Here is a 20,556-nt window from a genome sequence, read left to right on the forward strand (position 1 = left end):
CTGCTGGAGCGCCAGTAGCCAGGTGCACGCGCAGGATCAAGGTTCCACCGACCGCTCATTTGCCCAGTTCGATACCTCGATTCTCTCGTCCCGAGGGATCGATCCTCGCGTTTCGGATTACTTGCGGGCCACGCCACGTTTCCATGAGGGGGCACAGGTGGTCAGCCTGCGGGTCAATGGCAATCCGCTGGGCTTGACCGAGGCGCGGTTCGATCGCGAAGGCGCGTTGTGCTTCACCCGCAGCCTGCTTGAAAAGGCCGGCGTGCAAGTGCCTGCCGCGATCATTGACGGGGCAGGGGTGGGCGACCAGGCCTGCCATGATTTCTTGGCGCGGTTCCCCAACACGGTCGTCAGCCTGCTTCCCGGTCGCGAAGAGGTTGCGTTGGTGGTGCCGAGCGAGGCATTGCGAGAACCGGGATTCGCCGAAGGCGCCTTTTCCCAGGGCGGCCTGGCCGGCCTGCTCAATTACGATGTGTTGGGCCTGGATAGCCAATCCAGCTCGGGCGGTGGCAACCGCTATCTGTCCGCGGCCACGGAGGCTGGCGTCAACCTGGGGGACTGGATCGTGCGCAGTCGCCAGCTCTACACCTCGATCAACGGGGTGCAACGCAGCGAGCACCTGTACGCCTATGCCCAGCGCGACGTCCTGGCGTTGCAATCCACCTTCCAGGCCGGGCAGCTTTCCAGCAACAGCCCGGTGTTCGGAGGGGTGCAGTTTTCCGGTTTCCAGTTTTTCCCCGACGGCGTCAAGCGCGGCGAGGGTTCTGGCGGGGCCGTGGTGGAAGGGTTGGCCCTGAGCCAGTCCCGTGTGGAAGTCCGCCAGTCCGGTGCGTTGATTTATACGACACTGGTTCCGGAAGGCCCCTTCACCCTCAGCCACTTGCCGCTGCTCAACGGCACCAGTGATCTTGACGTGAGCGTGATCGAAGAAAACGGCGCAGAGCAGCGTTTTGTCGTGCCGGCGGCGTCTTTTCGCGGCATGACGCCCGCTCAGTCGGGCTATTACCTCTCCCTGGGCCAGGCGCGTGGGGCGGGGAAGGGGGAAGGTGAGCAGCCGTTGCTGGCGATGGGCAGCGCAACCTGGGGCATCGGGCGCGGCGCGGCGTTGAGCAGCGGTTTGGTGGGGGCGCAGAATTATCAGGCGGTGGGCCTCGGGCTCGACACGCGCCCCATGGACAATCTCGCGCTCGGCGCGCGGGGCAACGTCTCCCATGACAAGGCCAGCGGCAGGTCGGGCGCGCGTAGCAGTCTTTCGCTGGGCACCTCATTGGCTGACAGCCTTGACCTGTCACTCAGCGTGACCCGGCAGACGCTAGGGTATCGCGAGGTCTCGCAGCTCCACTCCGTTGGCAAGGAGGATGATCGGCAGGACTTCTACGCGTCGCGTTTCAAGGACCAGTACACGCCCGGGCTCAACTGGTTCGATCCGGCGCTGGGTGGTTTCTCGCTGGGTTACACGCAGTCATCGCAGTTCGATAACCAGACGTATGCACGCTTGTACGGCTCGTGGAACAAATCGTTCAAGCACGCGAATGTGAGTGCCTACGTTGACTCAGCAATGGGCACGTCAAGCGCCTACGACGATGGCGTGTCGGTCCGCCTGCAGGTCAGCGTGCCGCTGGGCAGGGACCGACGCGCTCGTTCGTCTCTGACCCATCAGGGCAGCCGTTCCACCCTGGGAGCTGCCTACAGTGAGCGCATAAGCGACTCTCTCAACTATGAAGTGGGGCACGAGCAAGGGCTGAACCATCCGAACTCCCAGACACGCGGCAGTCTCAACGCCTTGCCGCGCTACACCCAGGTCGGGCTCGGCGCCAGCCAGGACCGTTTCAGCACGCATTACAACGGTTATCTCAGGGGGGGCGTCGTCGCCCATGGGCAAGGGGTGACCTTTTCTCCTTACCGAATCCAGGAAACGTTCGGCGTCGTATCTGTGGAAGGCGTTCCCGGAGCCCGGATCAACACGCCGCAAGGCCCGGTATGGACCGACTCGCAGGGCCGGGCGGTGATTGCCAGCTTGCCTGCCTACAACAACAGTCGTGTCGAGGTGGACACCCGGTCACTGCCCAGGCGCGTGGACATCCAGAATGGCACCAAGGTGCTGAGCGCCGGGCGTGGCTCGTTCAATGCCGTCGATTTCTCCGTGCTCAACGTGCGCCGGCTGCTGGTCCAGGCCCGTGACGAAAGCGGCGCGGCACTTCCACAGGGCGTCTCGGTGCTGACGACCAATGACGACTTCCTGACCAGCGTGGCCGGCGAAGGCCTGATTTTCCTCAGCGATATCAATGAGCAGCAGGCCCTGAAAGTTGCGTTGTCCGGCTCCAGGACGTGCCAGCTTCAATTCGAATTCATGGAAAACAATGATGAAGACCTCCCTTATGAGACCGCTTCGGCGGTCTGTCGCGACTTTTCGGCATCCGAGGCAATGGCTTCTAGCGAGGAGCCTGTGTTGCCTGGGTCTGCTGTTGGCGAACCCAGCGAAGGCTGAGCAATGCAGCGTGTCGCTGAGCCAGGACCGGCTCGATTATGGCCGCCTGCACCAAGGCCAACTGCTGGTCGAGCAGCCGGGCCAGGCAGAGCTGGCGCTGGGCAAGCGAACCTTGAACCTGAATGTGGTCTGTGCCGAGCCCACCACGATGGCCTTACGTTTCGACAGCCCTGGGGCCGGGCCCGAGGCCTTCAGCCTGGGGCTCCACGGTCATTTCACGATCAGCCTCACGCGGCCCCGGCTGGACGGGCAGGCTGTCGAGCTGTTCCAGGGGCGTGCCCGCACCCTGGAGCAGGGCAGCCGTCTATTGCCCGGACAGACACTGGTTGCCCGGCAGGGCGGAGGGCCTGTCCGGGGGCGGATGTTTTCCGCGCAGGTCGAGATCGAGACCTACTTGCCCGCCAGTGCGGCCCGGGTCCGTGATGAGACGTCGATCGATGGCCGCGGGCGCTTCGAGCTCGTGCCGCAGCCTTGAACGTCAGGCGGCCGGTTCCACGGTGCCGATGAAATTCGCCAGCTCCGCCGTCTGCGGAGCGGCGAACAACACCTTGGGATCGCCCACCTCATGCACCTTGCCCTGGTGCATGAACACCAGTTTGTCGCCGACCTCCCGGGCAAAACGCATCTCGTGGGTGACCATGATCAGCGTCATGCCCTCCTGGGCCAGTTGCCGCACCACGCTGAGCACTTCGTTGACCAGCTCCGGGTCCAGGGCCGAGGTGATCTCATCGCACAGCAGCACTTTCGGCGACATCGCCAGGGCACGGGCGATCGCGACCCGTTGCTGCTGGCCGCCGGACAAGCGTTCCGGGAACGCATCGAATTTTTCGCCGAGGCCTACCCGTTCGAGCATCTGGCGCGCCAGCTCGGCCGCCTTGGCCTTGGGCACTTTCTGGACGACCTGGGGCGCGAGCATCACGTTCTCGCCGACCGTCAGGTGCGGGAACAGGTTGAATTGCTGGAACACCATGCCGACTTTCTGCCGCAGGCTGCGCAGATCGGCGCGGGCCGCATCGAGGTATTCGCCGTCCACTTCGATCACGCCATCGTTGATCGACTCCAGGCCGTTGAGCGTGCGCAGCAAGGTGGATTTGCCCGAGCCGCTGCGACCGATGATCGCCACCACCTGGCCTTCCTCGACGTTGAGGTCGATGCCTTTGAGCACATGGTGATCGCCGTAGTACTTATGCAGGGCGGATATTCTAAGCAGAGGCATGCAGTCTCCTTTCCAGGTAGCGCGCACTGATGGACAAGGGGTAGCAGAGCAGGAAATAACCGAGGGCCACCAGGCCATACACCATGAACGGCTCGAACGTGGCGTTGGCGAGCATCCCACCGGTCTTGGTCAGTTCGGTGAAGCCGATGATCGAGGTGACGGCGGTGCCCTTGACCACCTGCACCGAAAAGCCCACGGTCGGCGCCACGGCAATGCGCAGGGCCTGTGGCAGGATCACGTAGCGCAACTGCTCCAGGCGGTTGAGGGCCAGGCTCGAAGATGCTTCCCACTGGCCATTGGGGATTGCCTCGACGCAGCCGCGCCAGATCTCCGCCAGGTAGGCGCTGGTGAACAGTGTCAAGGCGATCGCCGCCGCCATCCACGGCGAAATCTCCACCCCGGCCAGGGCCACGCCGAAGAACACCAGGAACAGCTGCATCAACAGCGGTGTGCCTTGGAAGAGTTCGATGTAGGTACGGGCGATGTTGCGCGGCAGCGCGTTTCCGGAAATGCGCAGCACCATGACCAGCAAGCCGATCACGCCGCCCCCGATGAACGCCACCAGCGACAGCGCCAGGGTCCATTGCAGGCCGGTGAGCAGGTTGCGCACCACGTCCCAGAACGTGAAGTCACTCATGGCCGGCCCCCCGCGCTGTTCCGGTACAGGCACTGGCGGCCGACCCAGTTCAGGAACTGGCGGATCAACAGCGCCATGCACAGGTACACCAGGGTCGTCAGGGCGTAGGTTTCGAAGGCGCGAAAGTTGCGCGACTGAATGAAGTTGGCAGCAAAGCTCAGCTCTTCGGTGGCGATCTGCGAACACACCGCCGAGCCGAGCATCACGATGATGATCTGGCTGCTCAGGGCTGGCCAGACCTTGCCCAGCGCCGGCAGCAACACCACGTGCCGGAACGCTTCGAAGCGGCTCATGGCCAGGGCCGCGGCCGCTTCCAGTTGCCCCTTCGGGATCGCCTGGATGCCGGCGCGGATGATCTCGGTGGAATAGGCGCCGAGGTTGATCACCATCGCCAGCACCGCCGCCTGCCATTCGGAAATCTGCAGGCCCAGGGACGGCAAACCGAAGAAGATAAAAAACAGCTGCACCAGGAACGGCGTGTTGCGGATCAACTCCACGTATACGCCGAAGATCGTCGCGAACGGGCGAATGTTCCACGCCCGCACCACGGCCCCGACGATGCCCAGGCCGACCCCGAGCAAGGCACCGATGGCCGTCAGTTCCAGGGTGAACAGGGCGCCGCGCACCAGCAACTCAGTGTTTTGCACCACTGGCAGAAAATCGAACTGATAAGCCATGCTCAGTCTCTCAGGCGACGATCAGAGATCGGCCGGCAGCGGCTGCTTGAGCCAGGTCTGGGCGTTTTTCTCCAGGCTGCCATCGGTCTTGGCGGTGGCGAGGATCTGGTTGACCTTGTCCAGCAACGCCGGCTCGTTCTTGTTCACGCCCACGTACACCGGGGAGTCCTTGAGTTTGACTTTCAAGGCCGGGACCCGCTTGGGGTTGCGTTCGCTGATGGCGACCATCACCACGTTGCCGCTGGCGATCAGGTCCACCTGGCCGGCCAGGTAGGCGGCGATGGTCGAGTTGTTGTCTTCGAAGCGCTTGATGGTGGTGCCTTCGGGCGCGACCTTGGTGAGCTCGATGTCTTCGATGGCGCCACGGGTGACGCTGATGGTCTTGCCCTTGAGGTCATCCAGGCCATTGATCGGCGCATCGGGTGGGCCGAACACCGCCAGGTAGAACGGCGCATAGGCGCTGGAGAAATCGATGACCTTCTCGCGTTCAGGGTTCTTGCCGAGGCTGGAAATCACCAGGTCGACCTTGCCGGTGGTCAGGAACGGAATACGGTTGGTGCTGTTGACCGGGGTCAGTTCCAGCTTGACCTTGAGCTGGTCGGCCAGCAGCTTGGCGGTGTCGATGTCCAGGCCACGGGGCTTCATGTCCGGGCCCACCGAACCGAACGGCGGGAAGTCCTGCGGCACGGCGACCTTGAGGGTGCCCCGCTTGACCACGTCTTCCAGGCCGTCGGCGTGGGCGGGTAGCTGGCAGAGCATCAGGCTGGCAAACAGAGCTGTGAGCAGGGCGCTGCAACGCTGAATCATGGCGAATCTCCGCAATCGGTGATGTGATTTCTGCGTTCGGACAGAGCACAGGCCATGCCAAGGCGACTTTTCAGCCGCCCAGGCCGCGGTTTTGCTGGTGGGAAGCGGTCTTACTGGTCTGAACAGTCGCGGTGTTTTTCGCACCGTTATCGGGCGTCGGTATTTGTCGCCGAACCCTGCTGGGGCACGACTTGCCGGGCGCGGCGAATAGCTTTACAACTAGCCGCTCACTGGCCCGGTTCGTCTTAAAAATCATGAATTCCATCGCTCGCGCCGTTCCTGAAGTGGCCCTGCAAGCCATCCGCAAACTGATCGTCGATGAAGGCTTCGGGCCGGGCGATGCGTTGCCGTCGCAACGGGAGCTGGCGCTGCAATTGGGGGTGAGTCGGGCGTCGCTGCGCGAAGCGCTGTCATCCCTCAGTGCCCTGGGCATGATCAGCGTGCAGCCGGGCAAAGGGGTCTTCGTGCAGGCACCGCTAGAGGCTTCACGCAGCGAATCGGCGCCGGGCTGGCCGTTCGCGGCCCAGGCCACGCCGGTGGATATCTTCCAGTTGCGCTACGCTCTGGAGGGTTTCGCGGCGGGGTTGGCGGCGGTGACGCTCAGCGCCAATGAGCTGGACATGCTGCAAGACAATGTCGAAGCCATGCGACGGGAATTGAAGATTGGCGATTTCGACGCCGCCGCGCGGCTGGATTTCGAATTTCATCGACGAATCCTGTTGGCCAGCGGCAACCAGGCGATGCTGAGCATTCTCACCGCTAGCGCCGACATCTTCCTGGAAAGCCAGAAACTACCGTTCATCAGGGCCGAGCGGGCGATGGAAACCTGGCAGGAGCATCGCAAGATCCTTCGCGCCCTGGCTCGTCGGGCTTCAGGCGCTGCGCAAAAAGCCATGCAGGAACATGTACGTAACGCCGCACTGCGTACCGGGATTTCCTTCGTCGCCCCCGCGGCTTCATGACCTCGACCATACCCAAAGCCATCGACCGCCATAGCGAGACTCAATCAACTGCGGCTTCCTGAACCCGGGAAGGGCCGCTATGATGGGCCACGTTTTTTTGCTGACAACCCCGGAGATTTCCATGAGCAGCGATCTGATCAAACACGTTAGCGACGCTAGCTTCGAGGCTGACGTACTCAAGGCCGAAGGCTTCGTACTGGTCGACTATTGGGCTGAGTGGTGCGGTCCGTGCAAAATGATCGCCCCGGTCCTGGACGAAATTGCCGAGACGTATAAAGGCAAGCTGACCGTTGCCAAGCTGAACATCGACGAAAACCAGGAGACTCCGGCCAAGCACGGCGTGCGTGGTATCCCGACCCTGATGCTGTTCAAGAACGGCAACGTCGAGGCGACCAAGGTAGGTGCGCTGTCGAAATCGCAACTGGCGGCTTTCCTCGACGCCAACATCTAAGCGTCGAATGCCATTGAAAAAGCCCCGCAAATCGCGGGGCTTTTTCGTTATTCGGGCCTAGACGCTCGCAAACCCAGGTGTTACATTCGGCCCCGCACTGGTTTCTCCTGTGCCCCCTGCAAGCCGTCGCCGACGCTCTCCTTTCGATTAAGTACGCGATCCTGTCGCCTTCTCTGCGGCGCGGCCTCATTAAGCCAAAAGCTTAATTTCCCCCCTCCATAAATGATTACGTCATTCCTATATGAATCTGACTGAACTCAAGCAAAAGCCGATTACCGAACTGCTCGAATTGGCCGAACAGATGGGCATAGAAAATATGGCCCGTTCGCGCAAGCAGGACGTGATTTTCTCCCTGCTCAAGAAGCACGCTAAAAGCGGCGAGGAAATCTCCGGTGATGGCGTGCTGGAGATTCTCCAGGACGGCTTCGGCTTCCTCCGCTCCGCAGATGCTTCCTATCTCGCCGGCCCAGACGATATCTACGTCTCGCCGAGCCAGATCCGTCGCTTCAACCTGCGCACCGGTGACACCATCGTTGGCAAGATCCGCCCTCCGAAGGAAGGCGAGCGTTATTTCGCGCTGCTCAAGGTCGACACCATCAACTTCGACCGTCCGGAAAACGCAAAGAACAAGATTCTGTTCGAGAACCTGACCCCACTGTTCCCGACCGTGCGCATGAAGATGGAAGCCGGCAACGGCTCCACCGAAGACCTCACCGGTCGTGTCATCGACCTGTGCGCACCGATCGGCAAGGGCCAGCGCGGCCTGATCGTGGCTCCGCCGAAAGCGGGCAAGACGATCATGCTGCAGAACATCGCGGCGAACATCGCCCGCAACAACCCTGAAGTTCACCTGATCGTGCTGTTGATCGACGAGCGTCCGGAAGAAGTGACCGAGATGCAGCGCACCGTGCGCGGCGAAGTGGTTGCCTCGACGTTCGACGAGCCGCCGACCCGTCACGTGCAAGTGGCCGAAATGGTGATCGAGAAGGCCAAGCGCCTGGTCGAACACAAGAAGGACGTGGTGATCCTGCTGGACTCCATCACCCGTCTGGCCCGTGCCTACAACACCGTGATCCCGAGCTCCGGCAAGGTGCTGACCGGTGGTGTCGATGCCCACGCCCTGGAAAAACCAAAGCGTTTCTTCGGTGCCGCGCGCAACATCGAAGAGGGTGGCTCGCTGACCATCATCGCCACCGCACTGGTTGAAACCGGTTCGAAGATGGACGAAGTGATCTACGAGGAGTTCAAGGGCACCGGCAACATGGAACTGCCTCTGGATCGTCGCATCGCCGAGAAGCGGGTCTTCCCGGCCATCAACATCAACCGCTCCGGCACCCGCCGCGAAGAGTTGCTGACCGCCGACGACGAGCTGCAACGCATGTGGATCCTGCGCAAGCTGCTGCATCCGATGGATGAAGTCGCTGCCATCGAGTTCCTGGTCGACAAGCTGAAGACGACCAAGACCAACGATGAGTTCTTCCTGTCGATGAAGCGCAAGTAACAAGCACGGCATCGGCCAAAAAGGCGCCCCGGACAGGGCGCCTTTTTTTTGCGACACGCGGCCTGGACCGCGTTTATCGAACCGGATAACTTTTGCCGGTTGCAGGTTCTTTTCCCATCATCGCCTGTGTATCCACCTCGACAAGGATCGTTATGCATGTATTTGGCAACCGCCGTGATATCGACGGCCTGCGGGCGCTGGCCGTCATTCCGGTCGTGCTGTTCCACTTTGGCTTCGGCGCCTTCAGCGGCGGTTTCGTCGGCGTCGATGTCTTCTTCGTCATTTCCGGCTTCCTGATCACCGGCATCCTGTTCCGCGAGATCAGCTCGCAGCGCTTCAGTTTCGTCGACTTCTGGGCAAGGCGTGCCCGGCGCATCCTTCCGGCCTTGAGCGTGGTCATGCTCGTAACCCTGGTCCTGGGCTGGTTGTTGCTGGCGGCCAAGGACTTCTCGCAGTTGGGCAGGGCGGTGCGCTATCAGGCGATGTTCATGTCGAACATCCTGTTCATGCGCGAGGACGGTTATTTCGAGCCAGCCTCGGACCTCAAGCCGTTGCTCCACACCTGGTCCCTGGCGGTCGAAGAGCAGTACTACATTTTCTTCCCGCTGCTGATGGTGTTGTTGATGCGCCATGTGCGTCACTGGCGCTGGGTGTTGTTTGCGGTGTTGCTGGGGTCCTTCGCGCTGAACATCGGCTATGTCGAGCGCAAGCCTGACCTGGCCTTTTTCTCGCTGCCCACGCGAGCCTGGGAGCTGCTGTGTGGGGCGATGCTCGCTGTCTGGCCGGCGCCCCGGCACGCTGTGCGCCCATGGGTTTATCAACTGGTCGGCCTGGCAGGGTTGATCGCCGTGCTGGCGGCGATCTTCACGTTCGACAAGACCACGGTGTTCCCTGGCTGGGCCGCTCTGCTGCCAGTACTCGGCGCCACCGCACTGATCTGGTCCGGTGCCCAGGGGCCGAGCTGGACCGCGCGCCTGCTGAGCGCACGAGTGCTGGTCTGGGTGGGCTTGCTGTCTTATTCCTTCTACCTGTGGCATTGGCCGGTCTACGTCTATGCCAATGCCATTTCCGTGGACGGGATCCAGTCTTGGGAGGCATTGGGCTGGATCCTGCTGGCGCTGGGCCTGGCCTGGCTGAGCTGGCGCTTCGTCGAGCTTGCGTTCCGTGAGAAGCGTTGGCTGGCCGGGCGCAAGTCGGTGTTGATCGGGGCGGGAGTGGCCATGGCCGTCCTGGCCGTGACGGGTGTGGTGGTGCGATCGGCGGATGGCTTTCCCCAGCGCATCACGGGCAAGGCGCTGGAATATGCGCAAGCGCGGGATTGGCGGGCCGGACAGATGGAATGCATGCTCGGTTTCTCGGATACGCAGCCGGACAAGGCCTGCCTGCTGGGCGCAAACAAAGACCTGCCGGCCACGCAATTATTCTGGGGCGACAGTCATGCGGCGGCGCTGCTGCCAGCGGTGCAAGCCTGCGGGACCCGCGATGGGCGCCCCGTGTGGCTCTACGCCATGGGCGGCTGCCCGCCGGTGCAGAGCGCTGACGTCTCGCCGCGCTGTCGGGATTTCAATGAGCGGACCATGGAGCAGGTGCGTCGCCTGCACATCAGGGATGTGGTGCTGGCGGCCAACTGGAGCCTGTACGTCTACGGGCGCGAGGATGGGGACAAGAAGCACATGCTCAACCGCCTGGATGACCGCGCCACGGCCGAAGCGCGCATGGCGGCGGCAATCAAGGCCCGTGTGGCGACGATCAGGGCCACGGGGGCGCAAGTCTGGTTGTTCAAGGAAGTGCCCCTGCAGCGCCTCGGCACGATCAGCCGCTTGACCAGCCTGGCACGGACAGGCCGCTCGGCCGAGGGCCTGGGCCGTCCGCTTCAGGAGCACCTGGCGCGTCAGCAGGCCTTGAGTGCCTTGTTCGCGTCGATGAGCGCCGCCGACGCCGGTGTGCATGTCATCGACCCGGCGCCGATGATGTGTCCGGGCGAGGTGTGTCGCATTGAGGTCAACGGCCATACCCAGTACAAGGATGAAGATCATTTGTCTGACATCGGCAGTACCCGCCTGAGCCCGCTGTTCGCCCCCTTGCTGCTGGGTACGACCGATTATTGAGCGCTCCGCGCATGCGCGGGCTGCTGTTTGAGCGCTGGAGCAGGTAGGATGTACGCCTATTTTCGGGGTGGCATCTCAATGAAATTCAAGGATCTTCGGGATTTCGTGCAGCAGCTTGAGCAGCGCGGCGAGTTGAAACGCATCCAGGTTCCCATCTCTCCGGTGCTGGAGATGACGGAAGTCTGCGACCGCACGCTGCGGGCCAAGGGCCCGGCGTTATTGTTCGAGAACCCAACGGGCTATGACATCCCGGTGCTGGGCAACCTGTTCGGCACGCCGGAACGCGTGGCCATGGGCATGGGCGCCGAATCGGTCGACGAGTTGCGCGAGATCGGCAAGCTGCTGGCGTTTCTCAAGGAACCCGAGCCGCCCAAGGGCCTGAAGGATGCCTGGTCCAAGCTGCCGATCTTCCGCAAGATCATTGCCATGGCGCCCAAGGTCGTCAAGGACGCGATCTGCCAGGAAGTGGTAATCGAGGGCGACGATGTCGACCTGGCCATGCTCCCGGTGCAAACCTGCTGGCCAGGCGACGTGGGGCCGCTGATCACCTGGGGCCTGACCGTCACCAAGGGCCCGAACAAGGACCGCCAGAACCTGGGCATCTATCGCCAGCAGGTGATTGGTCGCAACAAGGTCATCATGCGCTGGCTGAGCCACCGCGGCGGTGCGCTGGATTACCGTGAGTGGTGCGATAAGCATCCTGGCCAGCCCTTCCCGGTGTCAGTGGCCCTGGGCGCGGACCCGGCGACCATCCTCGGCGCCGTCACGCCGGTGCCGGACAGCCTGTCCGAATATGCGTTCGCCGGCCTGTTGCGCGGCAACCGTACGGAGCTGGTGAAGTGCCGTGGCAACGACCTGCAAGTGCCGGCCACCGCCGAGATCATCCTCGAAGGCGTGATCCACCCCGGCGAGATGGCCGATGAGGGGCCGTACGGCGACCATACCGGTTACTACAACGAAGTGGACAGCTTCCCGGTCTTCACGGTCGAGCGCATCACCCATCGGCTCAAGCCGATCTACCACAGCACCTACACTGGCCGCCCGCCCGATGAGCCGGCGATCCTCGGCGTGGCGCTCAATGAAGTGTTCGTGCCGATCCTGCAGAAACAGTTTCCGGAAATCACCGACTTCTACCTGCCGCCGGAAGGCTGTTCGTACCGGATGGCCGTGGTGACGATGAAGAAGTCGTATCCGGGGCACGCCAAGCGCGTGATGCTGGGGGTCTGGTCGTTTTTGCGACAGTTCATGTACACCAAGTTCGTTATCGTCACCGACGACGATATCAATGCGCGGGATTGGAACGATGTGATCTGGGCCATCACCACGCGCATGGACCCCAAGCGCGACACGGTAATGATCGAGAACACGCCGATCGACTATCTCGACTTCGCCTCCCCGGTGTCCGGCCTGGGTTCGAAGATGGGGCTCGATGCCACGCACAAATGGCCCGGTGAAACCACTCGTGAATGGGGCCGGGTGATCGTCAAGGATGAAGCCGTGACCCAGCGGATCGATGCCCTCTGGAATCAGTTAGGAATAGATTGATGCGTGTAACCTTGCAGCCTTCCGGGGCGGTCCTGGACATACAGCCCGCCGAGCGGATCCTCGATGGCGCGCGGCGCCTGGGCTATGAATGTCCGCAAAGCTGCCGCAACGGCAACTGTCACGTGTGTGGTGCGTTGCTGGTGGAGGGTCGCGTGAAGCAAGCGGGCGAGGTGCGCGATCACGGTGAGATCTTCACCTGCATCGCCGAACCGCTGGAGGACTGCGTGGTGCTGTGGGATGGCGTGTTGTCGCCGGGTGAGCTGCCGGTACGCAAGCTGGTGTGCCAGGTGAGCGAATGCGCCGATGTGGGCGGCGATGTCTGGCGGGTACGCCTGCGTGCACCGGCAGGCAAGCCGCCGCGCTACCACGCCGGGCAGTACTTGATGCTCGAACGGGAAAACGGCGAGAAGTCGGCGTTCTCCCTGGCTTCGGCACCGCACGGCGGGCGTGACCTGCAACTGCATGTCCTGGTGCGCGAAAGCAGTGCGCGGGCGCTGCTTGCACAATTGCAACGCAACCCCAGCGTGGCGGTGGAAATGCCGTTTGGCGACACGCACTTGTCCGAGCTGCCGGACGGCCCATTGGTGCTGATCGCCGCTGGAACCGGCATGGCGCAGATGCACAGCCTGATCGAGCATTGCCGCGCGACGGGGTTCAAGCATCCGGTGCACCTGTACTGGGGCGTGCGCCGACCGGACGATTTTTATGAAATTGAGCATTGGGACGAGTGGAAGCAACTGCCGAATCTGTTCCTGCACAAAGTCGTCAGCGACTTGTGCGGTTGGGAAGGGCGCTGCGGGATGCTTCACGAAGCCGTCTGCGAGGACATCCGCGACCTCTCTGGCGTGCACGTGTACGCCAGTGGCTCGCCGGCGATGATCTACGCCACGCTGGACGCCCTGGTGGAAGCCGGGATGGACGCGCACCAAATGCGCGCCGACGTGTTCGCCTACGCCCCGCGGGCTTGATAGCGCGGGGCGCCTGCTCCGGCCGGGCTGCCTGGCAGCCCTCCATCCCACCCCCTCGTGACAGCTTTATGACCCCCTATATTTCGTTTCGGTATTTAGCCTTTGCGCCTGGATACCGATAACGTATATAGCGCTGGATGGCATCCAACTTGCCTTGTTCCGGATAAACGTCATCCCCCTGACGCGCGCCAGCCCCATTATTGAAAGACGCTACCGGCCATGACCGCTATCGAATCCGCCATAACCTGCGCTCTGTACCCACCACGGCTCGACCTGGGGGCACAACTGACCCATGAACAATTGCTCGCCTCGATGCAGTCGACCATGAGTCGCCATCGCGGCGGCCCGGTCTGGCTGTTTGCCTACGGCTCCTTGATCTGGCGGCCCGAATGCACGGCGGTGGAGCGGGTCCGTGGCCGGGTCCATGGTTATCATCGCGGCTTGTACTTGTGGTCCCACGAACATCGCGGCACCCCGGAGTTGCCAGGGTTGGTGTTCGGGTTGGATCGCGGTGGTTCGTGCAGCGGCTTCGCGTATCGCTTGCCACAGGAGAACCTCGAGGATTCGCTGTTTGCCCTGTGGCAGCGCGAGATGCCGGTGCCGTCCTATCGGCCTCACTGGCTCAGTTGCCGCCTGGAGGATGGCAGCCGCGTGCAGGCCCTGGGCTTCGTGCTGGAGCGGCACCTGCCCAGCTACGCCGGCAACTTGCCGGACCATGTGCTGAGCCAGGTGTTCGAAAGCGCCAGCGGTCGTTACGGCACCACTCGCGACTACGTCGAGCAGACCGTCCACGCCCTGCGCAGCCACGCCATGCCAGATCGGAATCTGGAGGCGCGGCTCAAGCGTTGCAGGTCAGCCCAGGATCAGACGACCGCTTCGCGACTCTGACTGGCGACTTGCTTGTGCCACAGGGTTGGCGCAAGGAAGGCCATGGCCAGCAGGCAGGCACCGATCAACAGCACGAAGCCGCCGTTCCAGCCAAAATGGTCCACGGTGTAGCCCATGGCAGCGCTTGCCGCGACCGAGCCGCCCAGGTAGCCAAACAGGCCGGTAAAGCCTGCGGCGGTGCCGGCGGCTTTCTTCGGGGCCAGCTCCAGTGCCTGCAAGCCGATCAGCATGACCGGGCCGTAGATCAGGAAGCCGATGGAGACCAGGGCGATCATGTCGACGGTCGGGTTGCCGGCCGGGTTCAGCCAGTACACCAGCGTGGCCACGGTCACCAGGGCCATGAACACCATGCCTGTCAGGCCACGGTTGCCGCGGAAGATCTTGTCCGACATCCAGCCACACAGCAGCGTGCCGGGAATACCCGCCCACTCGTAGAAGAAGTAGGCCCAGGAGCTTTTATCCACGGTGAAGCCCTTGGCTTCCTTCAGGTACGTCGGTGCCCAGTCCAGCACGCCATAGCGCAGCAGGTAGACGAACACGTTGGCCATGGCGATGTACCAGAGCATTTTGTTGCGCAGCACGTACTTGACGAAGATTTCCTTGGCGCTGAATTCGTTCTCGTGGCTGGCGTCGTAGCCTTCCGGGTAGTCGTTCTTGTACTTTTCGATCGGCGGCAGGCCCACCGATTGCGGGGTGTCGCGCATGGTCACGAAGGCAAATACAGCAACCGCCAGGGCCACGGCAGCAGGCACGTAGAACGCGGCGTGCCAGTCATTGAACCAGCCCATGCCCAGCAGGAACAGCGGGCCGATCAGGCCGCCGCCGACGTTGTGCGCCACGTTCCACACCGACACCACGCCGCCGCGCTCTTTCTGCGACCACCAGTGCACCATGGTCCGCCCGCTGGGCGGCCAACCCATGCCCTGGGCCCAGCCGTTGATGAACAGCAGGATGAACATCATGGTCACGCTGGACGTGGCCCAAGGCGCGAACCCGAAGATGAACATCACCCCCGCCGATACCAGCAGGCCGAATGGCAGGAAATAGCGTGGGTTGGAGCGGTCGGACACCAGGCCCATCAGGAACTTGGACAGGCCGTAGGCAATGGCGATGGCCGACATGGCCAGGCCCAGTTGGCCTCGGCTGTAGCCCTCGTCGATCAGGTAGGGCATGGCCAGGGAGAAGTTCTTGCGCAGCAGGTAGTAACCGGCGTAGCCGATGAAGATCCCGGCGAAGATCTGCCAGCGTAGGCGTCGGTAGGTACTGTCTATCTTTTCTTCAGGCAAGGGCGCCTGGTGTGCGGCAGGACGAAAGAAAGCAAACATTCAAGGGCTCCAGGATTCTTGTTATGCGGATGTGAATGTTACAGTTTCGTTACCGAAAATAGCATTGCTTCTCATCACTTAAAAAGCGGAAATTTTCCTGATCGAATGTTCTTAAATGAACATGTCGCTCAGACGTAGTCGAAGGGCGCTGTAGGAAGCTTCGTCAGTGGCGTTTTCACACCCCGAATCGCAGCCTGCGCGACAAGGCAATGGGAAACGTCCTTCATTGATAGGGGACGTCTCGCCATTCAGCCTTTGGGCCATGCTGCTGATGAGGGCCGGGGTGGCGGGCACGGTCCGGGTCGGCTTTACGGCGCACGCCGACGGCCGGGTCGAGTCGGGCGCGATGCTGCACAGCGATCATCCCGACTTCGCCGATGCCGCCCGAAACGCCGTGAGCCAGTAGCGCTTCAGCGCACCTGCACGACGACTTTGCCCACGGCCTTGCGCTGCGCCAGGTCATTGATGGCCTGGGCGGCGTTGTCCAGTGGGTACACCTGCGAGACCAGAGGCTTGAGCTTGCCTTCGGTGAACCAGCCAAACAGTTGCTGGAAGTTGGCGGCATTGTCCTGGGGCTGGCGTTGGGCGAAAGAGCCCCAGAACACGCCCATGACGGCGGCGCCCTTGAGCAGGGCCAGGTTGACCGGCAGTTCGGGGATGCGTCCGCTGGCAAAGCCCACCACCAGCAGCCGGCCATTCCAGGCGATGGCGCGAATGGCCTGGTCGAACAGGTCGCCACCCACCGGGTCGTAGATCACGTCGGCGCCCTGGCCGTCGGTGAGGCGCTTGATCTCATCCTTTAGGCTGGCTTCGCTGTAGTTGATCAGTTCGTCGGCACCGGCCGCCTTCGCCACGGCGAGCTTCTCGGCGCTGCTGGCGGCGGCGATCACCCGTGCGCCCATGGCCTTGCCGATCTCCACTGCCGCCAGGCCGACACCCCCGGAGGCACCGAGCACCAGCAAGGTTTCGCCGGGTTGCAGGTGGGCCCGTTGCTTGAGGGCGTGCATCGAGGTGCCGTAGGTCATGCTGAAGGCGGCAGCGGTGTTGAAGTCCATGGCTGCTGGAATAGGCAACACGTTGTAGCCAGGGACCGCGACCTGTTCGGCAAAGCTGCCCCAACCGGTCAGTGCCATTACCCGGTCGCCGACCTTCAGATGGCTGACCTTTTCGCCCACGGCACTGACGACGCCCGCCGCTTCGCCGCCAGGGGAAAACGGGAAGGGTGGCTTGAATTGGTATTTGCCCTCGATGATCAGCGTGTCAGGGAAATTCACCCCGGCGGCGTGCACGTCCAGCAGGATCTCATTCTTCTTCGCAATGGGGCTGGCGACGTCTTCCAGCACCAGCGATTCGGCAGGGCCGAATTCTTTGCACAGCACGGCTTTCATCAGGGCTATTCCTTTGGGAGTGATGGCCGATAAGTGTAGGTGTGAGAGTCAACGGGTCAACGAGCATGCCCCGCCCTGATAGCCGGCCATAAGCTTGTGCTTGAACGGCGGGTCGGTATGCTGGGCCGCAAACCGGATGAGGAGTCGAATGTGAAAGCGTGGATTGTGTTGATGCTGGCCCTGGCGCTGCCTGCGGCAGTGATGGCCGAAGAGGCCAAGGAAGCGAAGGAAGGCGAGGCGCCGAAGGTCAGCTACATCACCCTCAGCCCGCCCTTCGTGGGCAACTATGGCCTGGACGGTACGGCGAAGCTGAAGGTCTACAAGGCTGACGTGGCGCTGCGGGTGACCGGCGATGCGGCTGCCGCGGCGGTGAAGGCGAATGAACCGCTGATTCGCAACCAGTTGGTAGCATTGTTTGCCCAGCAGACCGTCGAGACGATGAACAACGTCGAGGCCAAGGAAAAGCTGCGCCAGGAGGCGTTGAAGCAGACCCAGCAAGTGATGAGCGACGAGACTGGCAAGCCGACGGTGGAAGATCTGTTGTTCAACAACCTGATCATTCAGTAAGGCTTGAGGGCCAGGGCGGGGCTTTCGTGAGCCTGCTCGCGAAGACGGTCGTCTAGGGTTTCAACCCGATGACCGCCGCCCATTGTTCGGCTGTCACGGGCATCACCGACAGTCGCGAGCCTTTCTGCACCAGTGGCATCTCGGCCAATGCGCTCTGCTGCTTGAGGTAGTCGAGCTTCAGCACCCGGGCAAATGTCTCGACGTGAGCCACGTCGATGGCCGTCCAGGGGTTCTTGTCCGGGCTGGCCTTGGGGTCGTGGTAATGGCTGTCGGGGTCCAGTGCGGTCGGGTCGGGGTAGGCTGCGCGGACGATCCGGCCGATCCCGGCGATGCCCGGCTCGGGGCAACTGGAGTGGTAGAAGAAAAACGCATCGCCGACGGCCATGGCTCGCAGGAAATTGCGCGCCTGATAGTTGCGAACCCCGTCCCAGCGCGCCTGGCTGAGCTTTTCCAGGCCTTGGATGGAGAGCTCGTCGGGCTCGGACTTCATCAGCCAATAGGCCATGATTTCTACTCCTGGGCGGTGTGCTTGAAAATAGTTCAGCGATTTTATGACAAACCGACAGTCGGTTGACGCCAGAGTTTGCGTGTCGCCGCAGGTTGCCGCAAAATGCCGGCCTTCCAAGCTTGACGCTGCTGCACGGCCAATAAGAAAACCGCTGCTGTCATCGTGTGTGATATGCCTTGAGGGGGGCAATCGATGAAACGCAAACCGGATTTGTTGTGGATTCTGGTCATTCTGTTCGGTCTGGGTGTCGTGACCACGGGTTACGCACAAAGCCTGTGGACCAACAAGGTCGAGGCGCCGATGGACATTACCCAGCCCGCGCCCACGTTCAAACGCTGAACCCGTCTTCCTGGCGCCGCTGATTGCCGCGGCGCCTATCGCGCACTATACCAATGCCTGTCGCTGACCGTGCCCTGTAGCGGTACGTCCCAGCTTGCCTGTGCCAACCGGTCGACCTTCTGGCATTCATGGGCCAGCCCCAGCAATGTCGGTTTGCGCCACTGCCGGCGCCGCGCCAGGTACGCCAGGCTGCGGTCATAGAAGCCGCCGCCCATGCCCAGCCGACCTCCGGCATCGTCAAACCCCACCAACGGCAATAACACCAGGTCCAGCGCCCAGACCTTGCGTTGCCGGGCAATGTCGATCCGGGGTTCGAGGATACGGAAACGATTGGGATGCAGTTGCTCGCCGGGGCGGATGCGTTGGAAAACCATTTTGGTCCGCGGCCACGGGCTGAGCACTGGCAAGTACGTGGCCTTGCCCCGGCGCTGGGCGGCACGCAGCAGCAGGCGCGGGTCGATCTCGCCATCGTTGGGCAGGTACAGGGCAATGTGCCTGGCGCGGCGGAACAGTGGATGCTGGGCCAGTTGCCGGTACAGCCCCAGGGCCGCTTGCCGTTGCTGGACAGGCGTCAGGGCTCGGCGGGCCTGGCGCAGCAGGCGGCGAAGTTGCGGGCGGGGCAGCAGCGCGGGTTCGGTCATGTCGAAAGTTCACGGTGTCGGCGATGGCACAGCGTAACCGCAAAACAGGACACTCATAAATGCCCGGGCCGGAAACGACGATGCCAGTCGCATGGACTGGCATCGTCTGGAATCAGGCTCCCCGGATGAACCGCTGTCGGCTTAGCCCTTGAACCCGAAAGTTCAAGGTGGAAGTTGCAGGAGGCGTTAAGGCTTTCCGTCAAGCGGACATGCACACCGGCCCCAACGTGCAACCCCCGTGGTTGTGCGTATCGGCTCAGGGACATCACCAACTGGCAAGCACCCCAGGGAGTGAGGCGAGTATACCCCAGGCTGCCTCGCGAATCAGCCCTTGCTGACGTCTGGATCGGTCGCCAGCACCAGATCCACCCGTTCGAGCAGGTCGCGGACCTGTTCGCGGGTCGAGCCACTGACCTGCACGTCAGGCGTATCCTGGCGATGCAGCAGGTCGTGGGTGATGTTCAAGGCGGCCATCACGGCAATGCGGTCGGCGCCGATGACCTTGCCGCTGCTGCGGATCTCGCGCATCTTGCCGTCCAGGTACCGGGCGGCGCTCACCAGGTTGCTGCGCTCTTCCTGGGGACAGATGATCGAATACTCTTTATCGAGGATCTGCACGGTAACGCTATTGCTTGAACTCATGAGTCTTGCTCCAGGGCCTTGAGGCGCGAAATCATCGATTCGACCTTACGCCGGGCGATTTCGTTTTTTTCAATGAGGTGAGCGCGTTCCTCGCGCCAGGTTTTTTCCTGAGCTAATAGGAGTCCGTTTTGGCTCTTTAGTTGCTCGACCCGCTCAATTAGCAATTCGAGTCTGGCCATCAGCGCTTGCAGGTCGTTGTCTTCCATTGTGTCCACTGAAGAGAGTGTCTGATGGGGAATGCAGGTCGCACAGCCTCTGATAGTCTTGGCGAGTCTGTCGATGTAGGATACAAGGCCTCCATTCTAGACATAGCGCCGTCTGGCGCCTAGCTGCCCATGCCCATTCAGAATTCCCCGTATCAAGCGTTCGCCACCCTGCTGAGTTCCAGCGGTCATCCTGTCTCGCCTGCCGAACTGCACGGCCTGCTGCTCGGGCGCAGTTGCGCCGGCGCCGGTTTCGATGTCGAGGGCTGGTTGGCCGATGCCGCCGAACTGCTCGAAGGCGAGCCGGCGGACAATGTCCGCAATGCACTTGTTGGCCTGCAGGAAATGGTCAAGGGCGAATTGACCAGCGACGACATGACCGTCGTCCTGCTGCTGCCCACCGACGACACCCCCCTGGCTGAACGTGCTGCTGCATTGGGCCAGTGGTGCCAGGGTTTCCTCGCCGGCTTCGGCCTGACTCGCCGCGAATACGCGCTGAGCGAAGAAGCAAAAGAAGTGTTGCAGGATTTGGCCGCGATCTCCCAGGTCCAGGATGCCCTGGAAGAGTCCGACGACGGCGAAAGCGACTACATGGAAGTGATGGAATACCTGCGGGTCGCGCCCTTGCTGCTGTTCACCGAGACCCGGAAAACCTCGGAACCGGCCGCCAAGCCGTCCTTGCACTGATCGCCTGA

Annotated in this window: 22 protein-coding genes; 11 read left to right on the forward strand and 11 right to left on the reverse strand. The window is 62.4% G+C overall.

Going from position 1 to position 20,556, the window contains the following annotated elements:
* Positions 1-22 precede the first annotated feature (22 nt).
* Both VM99_02650 and VM99_02655 read left to right on the forward strand, forming a co-directional pair.
* On the forward strand, positions 23-2,488 hold the full coding sequence (locus VM99_02650; protein AKK01677.1) for an outer membrane usher protein: 2,466 nt from the start codon (positions 23-25) through the stop codon (positions 2,486-2,488).
* Complete coding sequence (locus VM99_02655; protein AKK01678.1) at positions 2,460-2,963, forward strand: hypothetical protein; 504 nt, start codon at positions 2,460-2,462, stop codon at positions 2,961-2,963. The genes VM99_02650 and VM99_02655 overlap by 29 nt, the downstream gene beginning before the upstream one ends.
* A gap of 3 nt (positions 2,964-2,966) precedes the next feature.
* On the opposite strand, the gene VM99_02660 is transcribed toward VM99_02655, so the two are convergent.
* The 5 genes from VM99_02660 to VM99_02680 form a co-directional block, all read right to left on the reverse strand.
* Positions 2,967-3,704 (reverse strand): amino acid ABC transporter ATP-binding protein, encoded by a 738-nt coding sequence (locus VM99_02660; protein AKJ96999.1) that lies wholly within the window; start codon positions 3,702-3,704, stop codon positions 2,967-2,969.
* The gene (locus tag VM99_02665) at positions 3,691-4,341 is read right to left on the reverse strand and encodes an amino acid ABC transporter permease (GenBank protein AKJ97000.1); all 651 of its coding nucleotides are present in this window, start codon (positions 4,339-4,341) and stop codon (positions 3,691-3,693) included. Before VM99_02665 ends, VM99_02660 begins: the two co-directional genes overlap by 14 nt.
* Positions 4,338-5,018 (reverse strand): ABC transporter permease, encoded by a 681-nt coding sequence (locus VM99_02670; GenBank protein ID AKJ97001.1) that lies wholly within the window; start codon positions 5,016-5,018, stop codon positions 4,338-4,340. Before VM99_02670 ends, VM99_02665 begins: the two co-directional genes overlap by 4 nt.
* Before the next feature lie 21 nt (positions 5,019-5,039).
* Entirely contained in the window at positions 5,040-5,825 is a 786-nt protein-coding gene (locus tag VM99_02675; protein ID AKJ97002.1) for an amino acid ABC transporter substrate-binding protein, read from the reverse strand.
* A gap of 70 nt (positions 5,826-5,895) precedes the next feature.
* Positions 5,896-6,090, reverse strand: coding sequence for a hypothetical protein (locus tag VM99_02680; GenBank protein ID AKJ97003.1), 195 nt, complete (start codon positions 6,088-6,090; stop codon positions 5,896-5,898).
* On the opposite strand from VM99_02680, the gene VM99_02685 reads away from it, so the two are divergent.
* The 7 genes from VM99_02685 (at position 6,080) to VM99_02715 (ending at position 14,248) form a co-directional block, all read left to right on the forward strand.
* Positions 6,080-6,787 carry a GntR family transcriptional regulator gene (locus VM99_02685; protein AKJ97004.1) on the forward strand — a complete coding sequence of 236 codons (708 nt, stop codon included), beginning with the start codon at positions 6,080-6,082 and terminating at the stop codon, positions 6,785-6,787. The two genes, VM99_02680 and VM99_02685, sit on opposite strands and share 11 nt — an antisense overlap.
* Positions 6,788-6,908: 121 nt before the next feature.
* Entirely contained in the window at positions 6,909-7,238 is a 330-nt protein-coding gene (locus VM99_02690) for a thioredoxin (protein AKK01679.1), read from the forward strand.
* Between the two features lie 241 nt (positions 7,239-7,479).
* Positions 7,480-8,739, forward strand: a complete 1,260-nt coding sequence (gene rho, locus VM99_02695; GenBank protein AKJ97005.1) for a transcription termination factor Rho — start codon at positions 7,480-7,482, stop codon at positions 8,737-8,739.
* Positions 8,740-8,891: 152 nt separating this feature from the next.
* Positions 8,892-10,847 (forward strand): acyltransferase, encoded by a 1,956-nt coding sequence (locus VM99_02700; protein ID AKJ97006.1) that lies wholly within the window; start codon positions 8,892-8,894, stop codon positions 10,845-10,847.
* A 78-nt stretch (positions 10,848-10,925) separates the two neighbouring features.
* Positions 10,926-12,392 (forward strand): 3-octaprenyl-4-hydroxybenzoate carboxy-lyase, encoded by a 1,467-nt coding sequence (locus VM99_02705; GenBank protein ID AKK01680.1) that lies wholly within the window; start codon positions 10,926-10,928, stop codon positions 12,390-12,392.
* Complete coding sequence (locus VM99_02710; GenBank protein AKJ97007.1) at positions 12,392-13,360, forward strand: CDP-6-deoxy-delta-3,4-glucoseen reductase; 969 nt, start codon at positions 12,392-12,394, stop codon at positions 13,358-13,360. Before VM99_02705 ends, VM99_02710 begins: the two co-directional genes overlap by 1 nt.
* 219 nt (positions 13,361-13,579) lie before the next feature.
* On the forward strand, positions 13,580-14,248 hold the full coding sequence (locus tag VM99_02715; protein AKJ97008.1) for a calcium transporter ChaC: 669 nt from the start codon (positions 13,580-13,582) through the stop codon (positions 14,246-14,248).
* Here VM99_02715 and glpT read toward each other — a convergent pair.
* Complete coding sequence (glpT, locus tag VM99_02720) at positions 14,224-15,573, reverse strand: sn-glycerol-3-phosphate transporter (GenBank protein AKJ97009.1); 1,350 nt, start codon at positions 15,571-15,573, stop codon at positions 14,224-14,226. The two genes, VM99_02715 and glpT, sit on opposite strands and share 25 nt — an antisense overlap.
* A 410-nt stretch (positions 15,574-15,983) precedes the next feature.
* Positions 15,984-16,961 carry an NADPH:quinone oxidoreductase gene (locus VM99_02725; GenBank protein ID AKJ97010.1) on the reverse strand — a complete coding sequence of 326 codons (978 nt, stop codon included), beginning with the start codon at positions 16,959-16,961 and terminating at the stop codon, positions 15,984-15,986.
* Positions 16,962-17,111: 150 nt separating this feature from the next.
* Between VM99_02725 and VM99_02730 the strand changes: the two genes are divergently transcribed.
* Positions 17,112-17,528, forward strand: a complete 417-nt coding sequence (locus VM99_02730; GenBank protein AKK01681.1) for a flagellar basal body protein FliL — start codon at positions 17,112-17,114, stop codon at positions 17,526-17,528.
* Between the two features lie 52 nt (positions 17,529-17,580).
* Here VM99_02730 and VM99_02735 read toward each other — a convergent pair whose 3' ends face one another.
* The 4 genes from VM99_02735 to VM99_02750 all read right to left on the reverse strand — a co-directional run bounded on the left by VM99_02735 (position 17,581) and on the right by VM99_02750 (position 19,864).
* Positions 17,581-18,033: an EVE domain protein gene (locus VM99_02735; GenBank protein ID AKJ97011.1), complete on the reverse strand. Its 453-nt coding sequence runs from the start codon at positions 18,031-18,033 to the stop codon at positions 17,581-17,583.
* 377 nt (positions 18,034-18,410) lie between these two features.
* A complete protein-coding gene (locus VM99_02740; GenBank protein AKJ97012.1) occupies positions 18,411-19,016 on the reverse strand; it encodes a 5-formyltetrahydrofolate cyclo-ligase in 606 nt (201 codons plus the stop codon).
* A 324-nt stretch (positions 19,017-19,340) separates the two neighbouring features.
* Positions 19,341-19,658, reverse strand: a complete 318-nt coding sequence (locus VM99_02745) for a cell division protein ZapA (protein ID AKJ97013.1) — start codon at positions 19,656-19,658, stop codon at positions 19,341-19,343.
* Positions 19,655-19,864, reverse strand: a complete 210-nt coding sequence (locus VM99_02750; protein ID AKJ97014.1) for a hypothetical protein — start codon at positions 19,862-19,864, stop codon at positions 19,655-19,657. The genes VM99_02745 and VM99_02750 overlap by 4 nt, the downstream gene beginning before the upstream one ends.
* A gap of 129 nt (positions 19,865-19,993) precedes the next feature.
* Between VM99_02750 and VM99_02755 the strand changes: the two genes are divergently transcribed.
* Positions 19,994-20,548: a hypothetical protein gene (locus VM99_02755; protein ID AKJ97015.1), complete on the forward strand. Its 555-nt coding sequence runs from the start codon at positions 19,994-19,996 to the stop codon at positions 20,546-20,548.
* The last annotated feature ends 8 nt before the right edge of the window (positions 20,549-20,556 follow it).

The organism is Pseudomonas chlororaphis (assembly GCA_001023535.1).
Lineage (GTDB): Bacteria > Pseudomonadota > Gammaproteobacteria > Pseudomonadales > Pseudomonadaceae > Aquipseudomonas > Aquipseudomonas chlororaphis_E.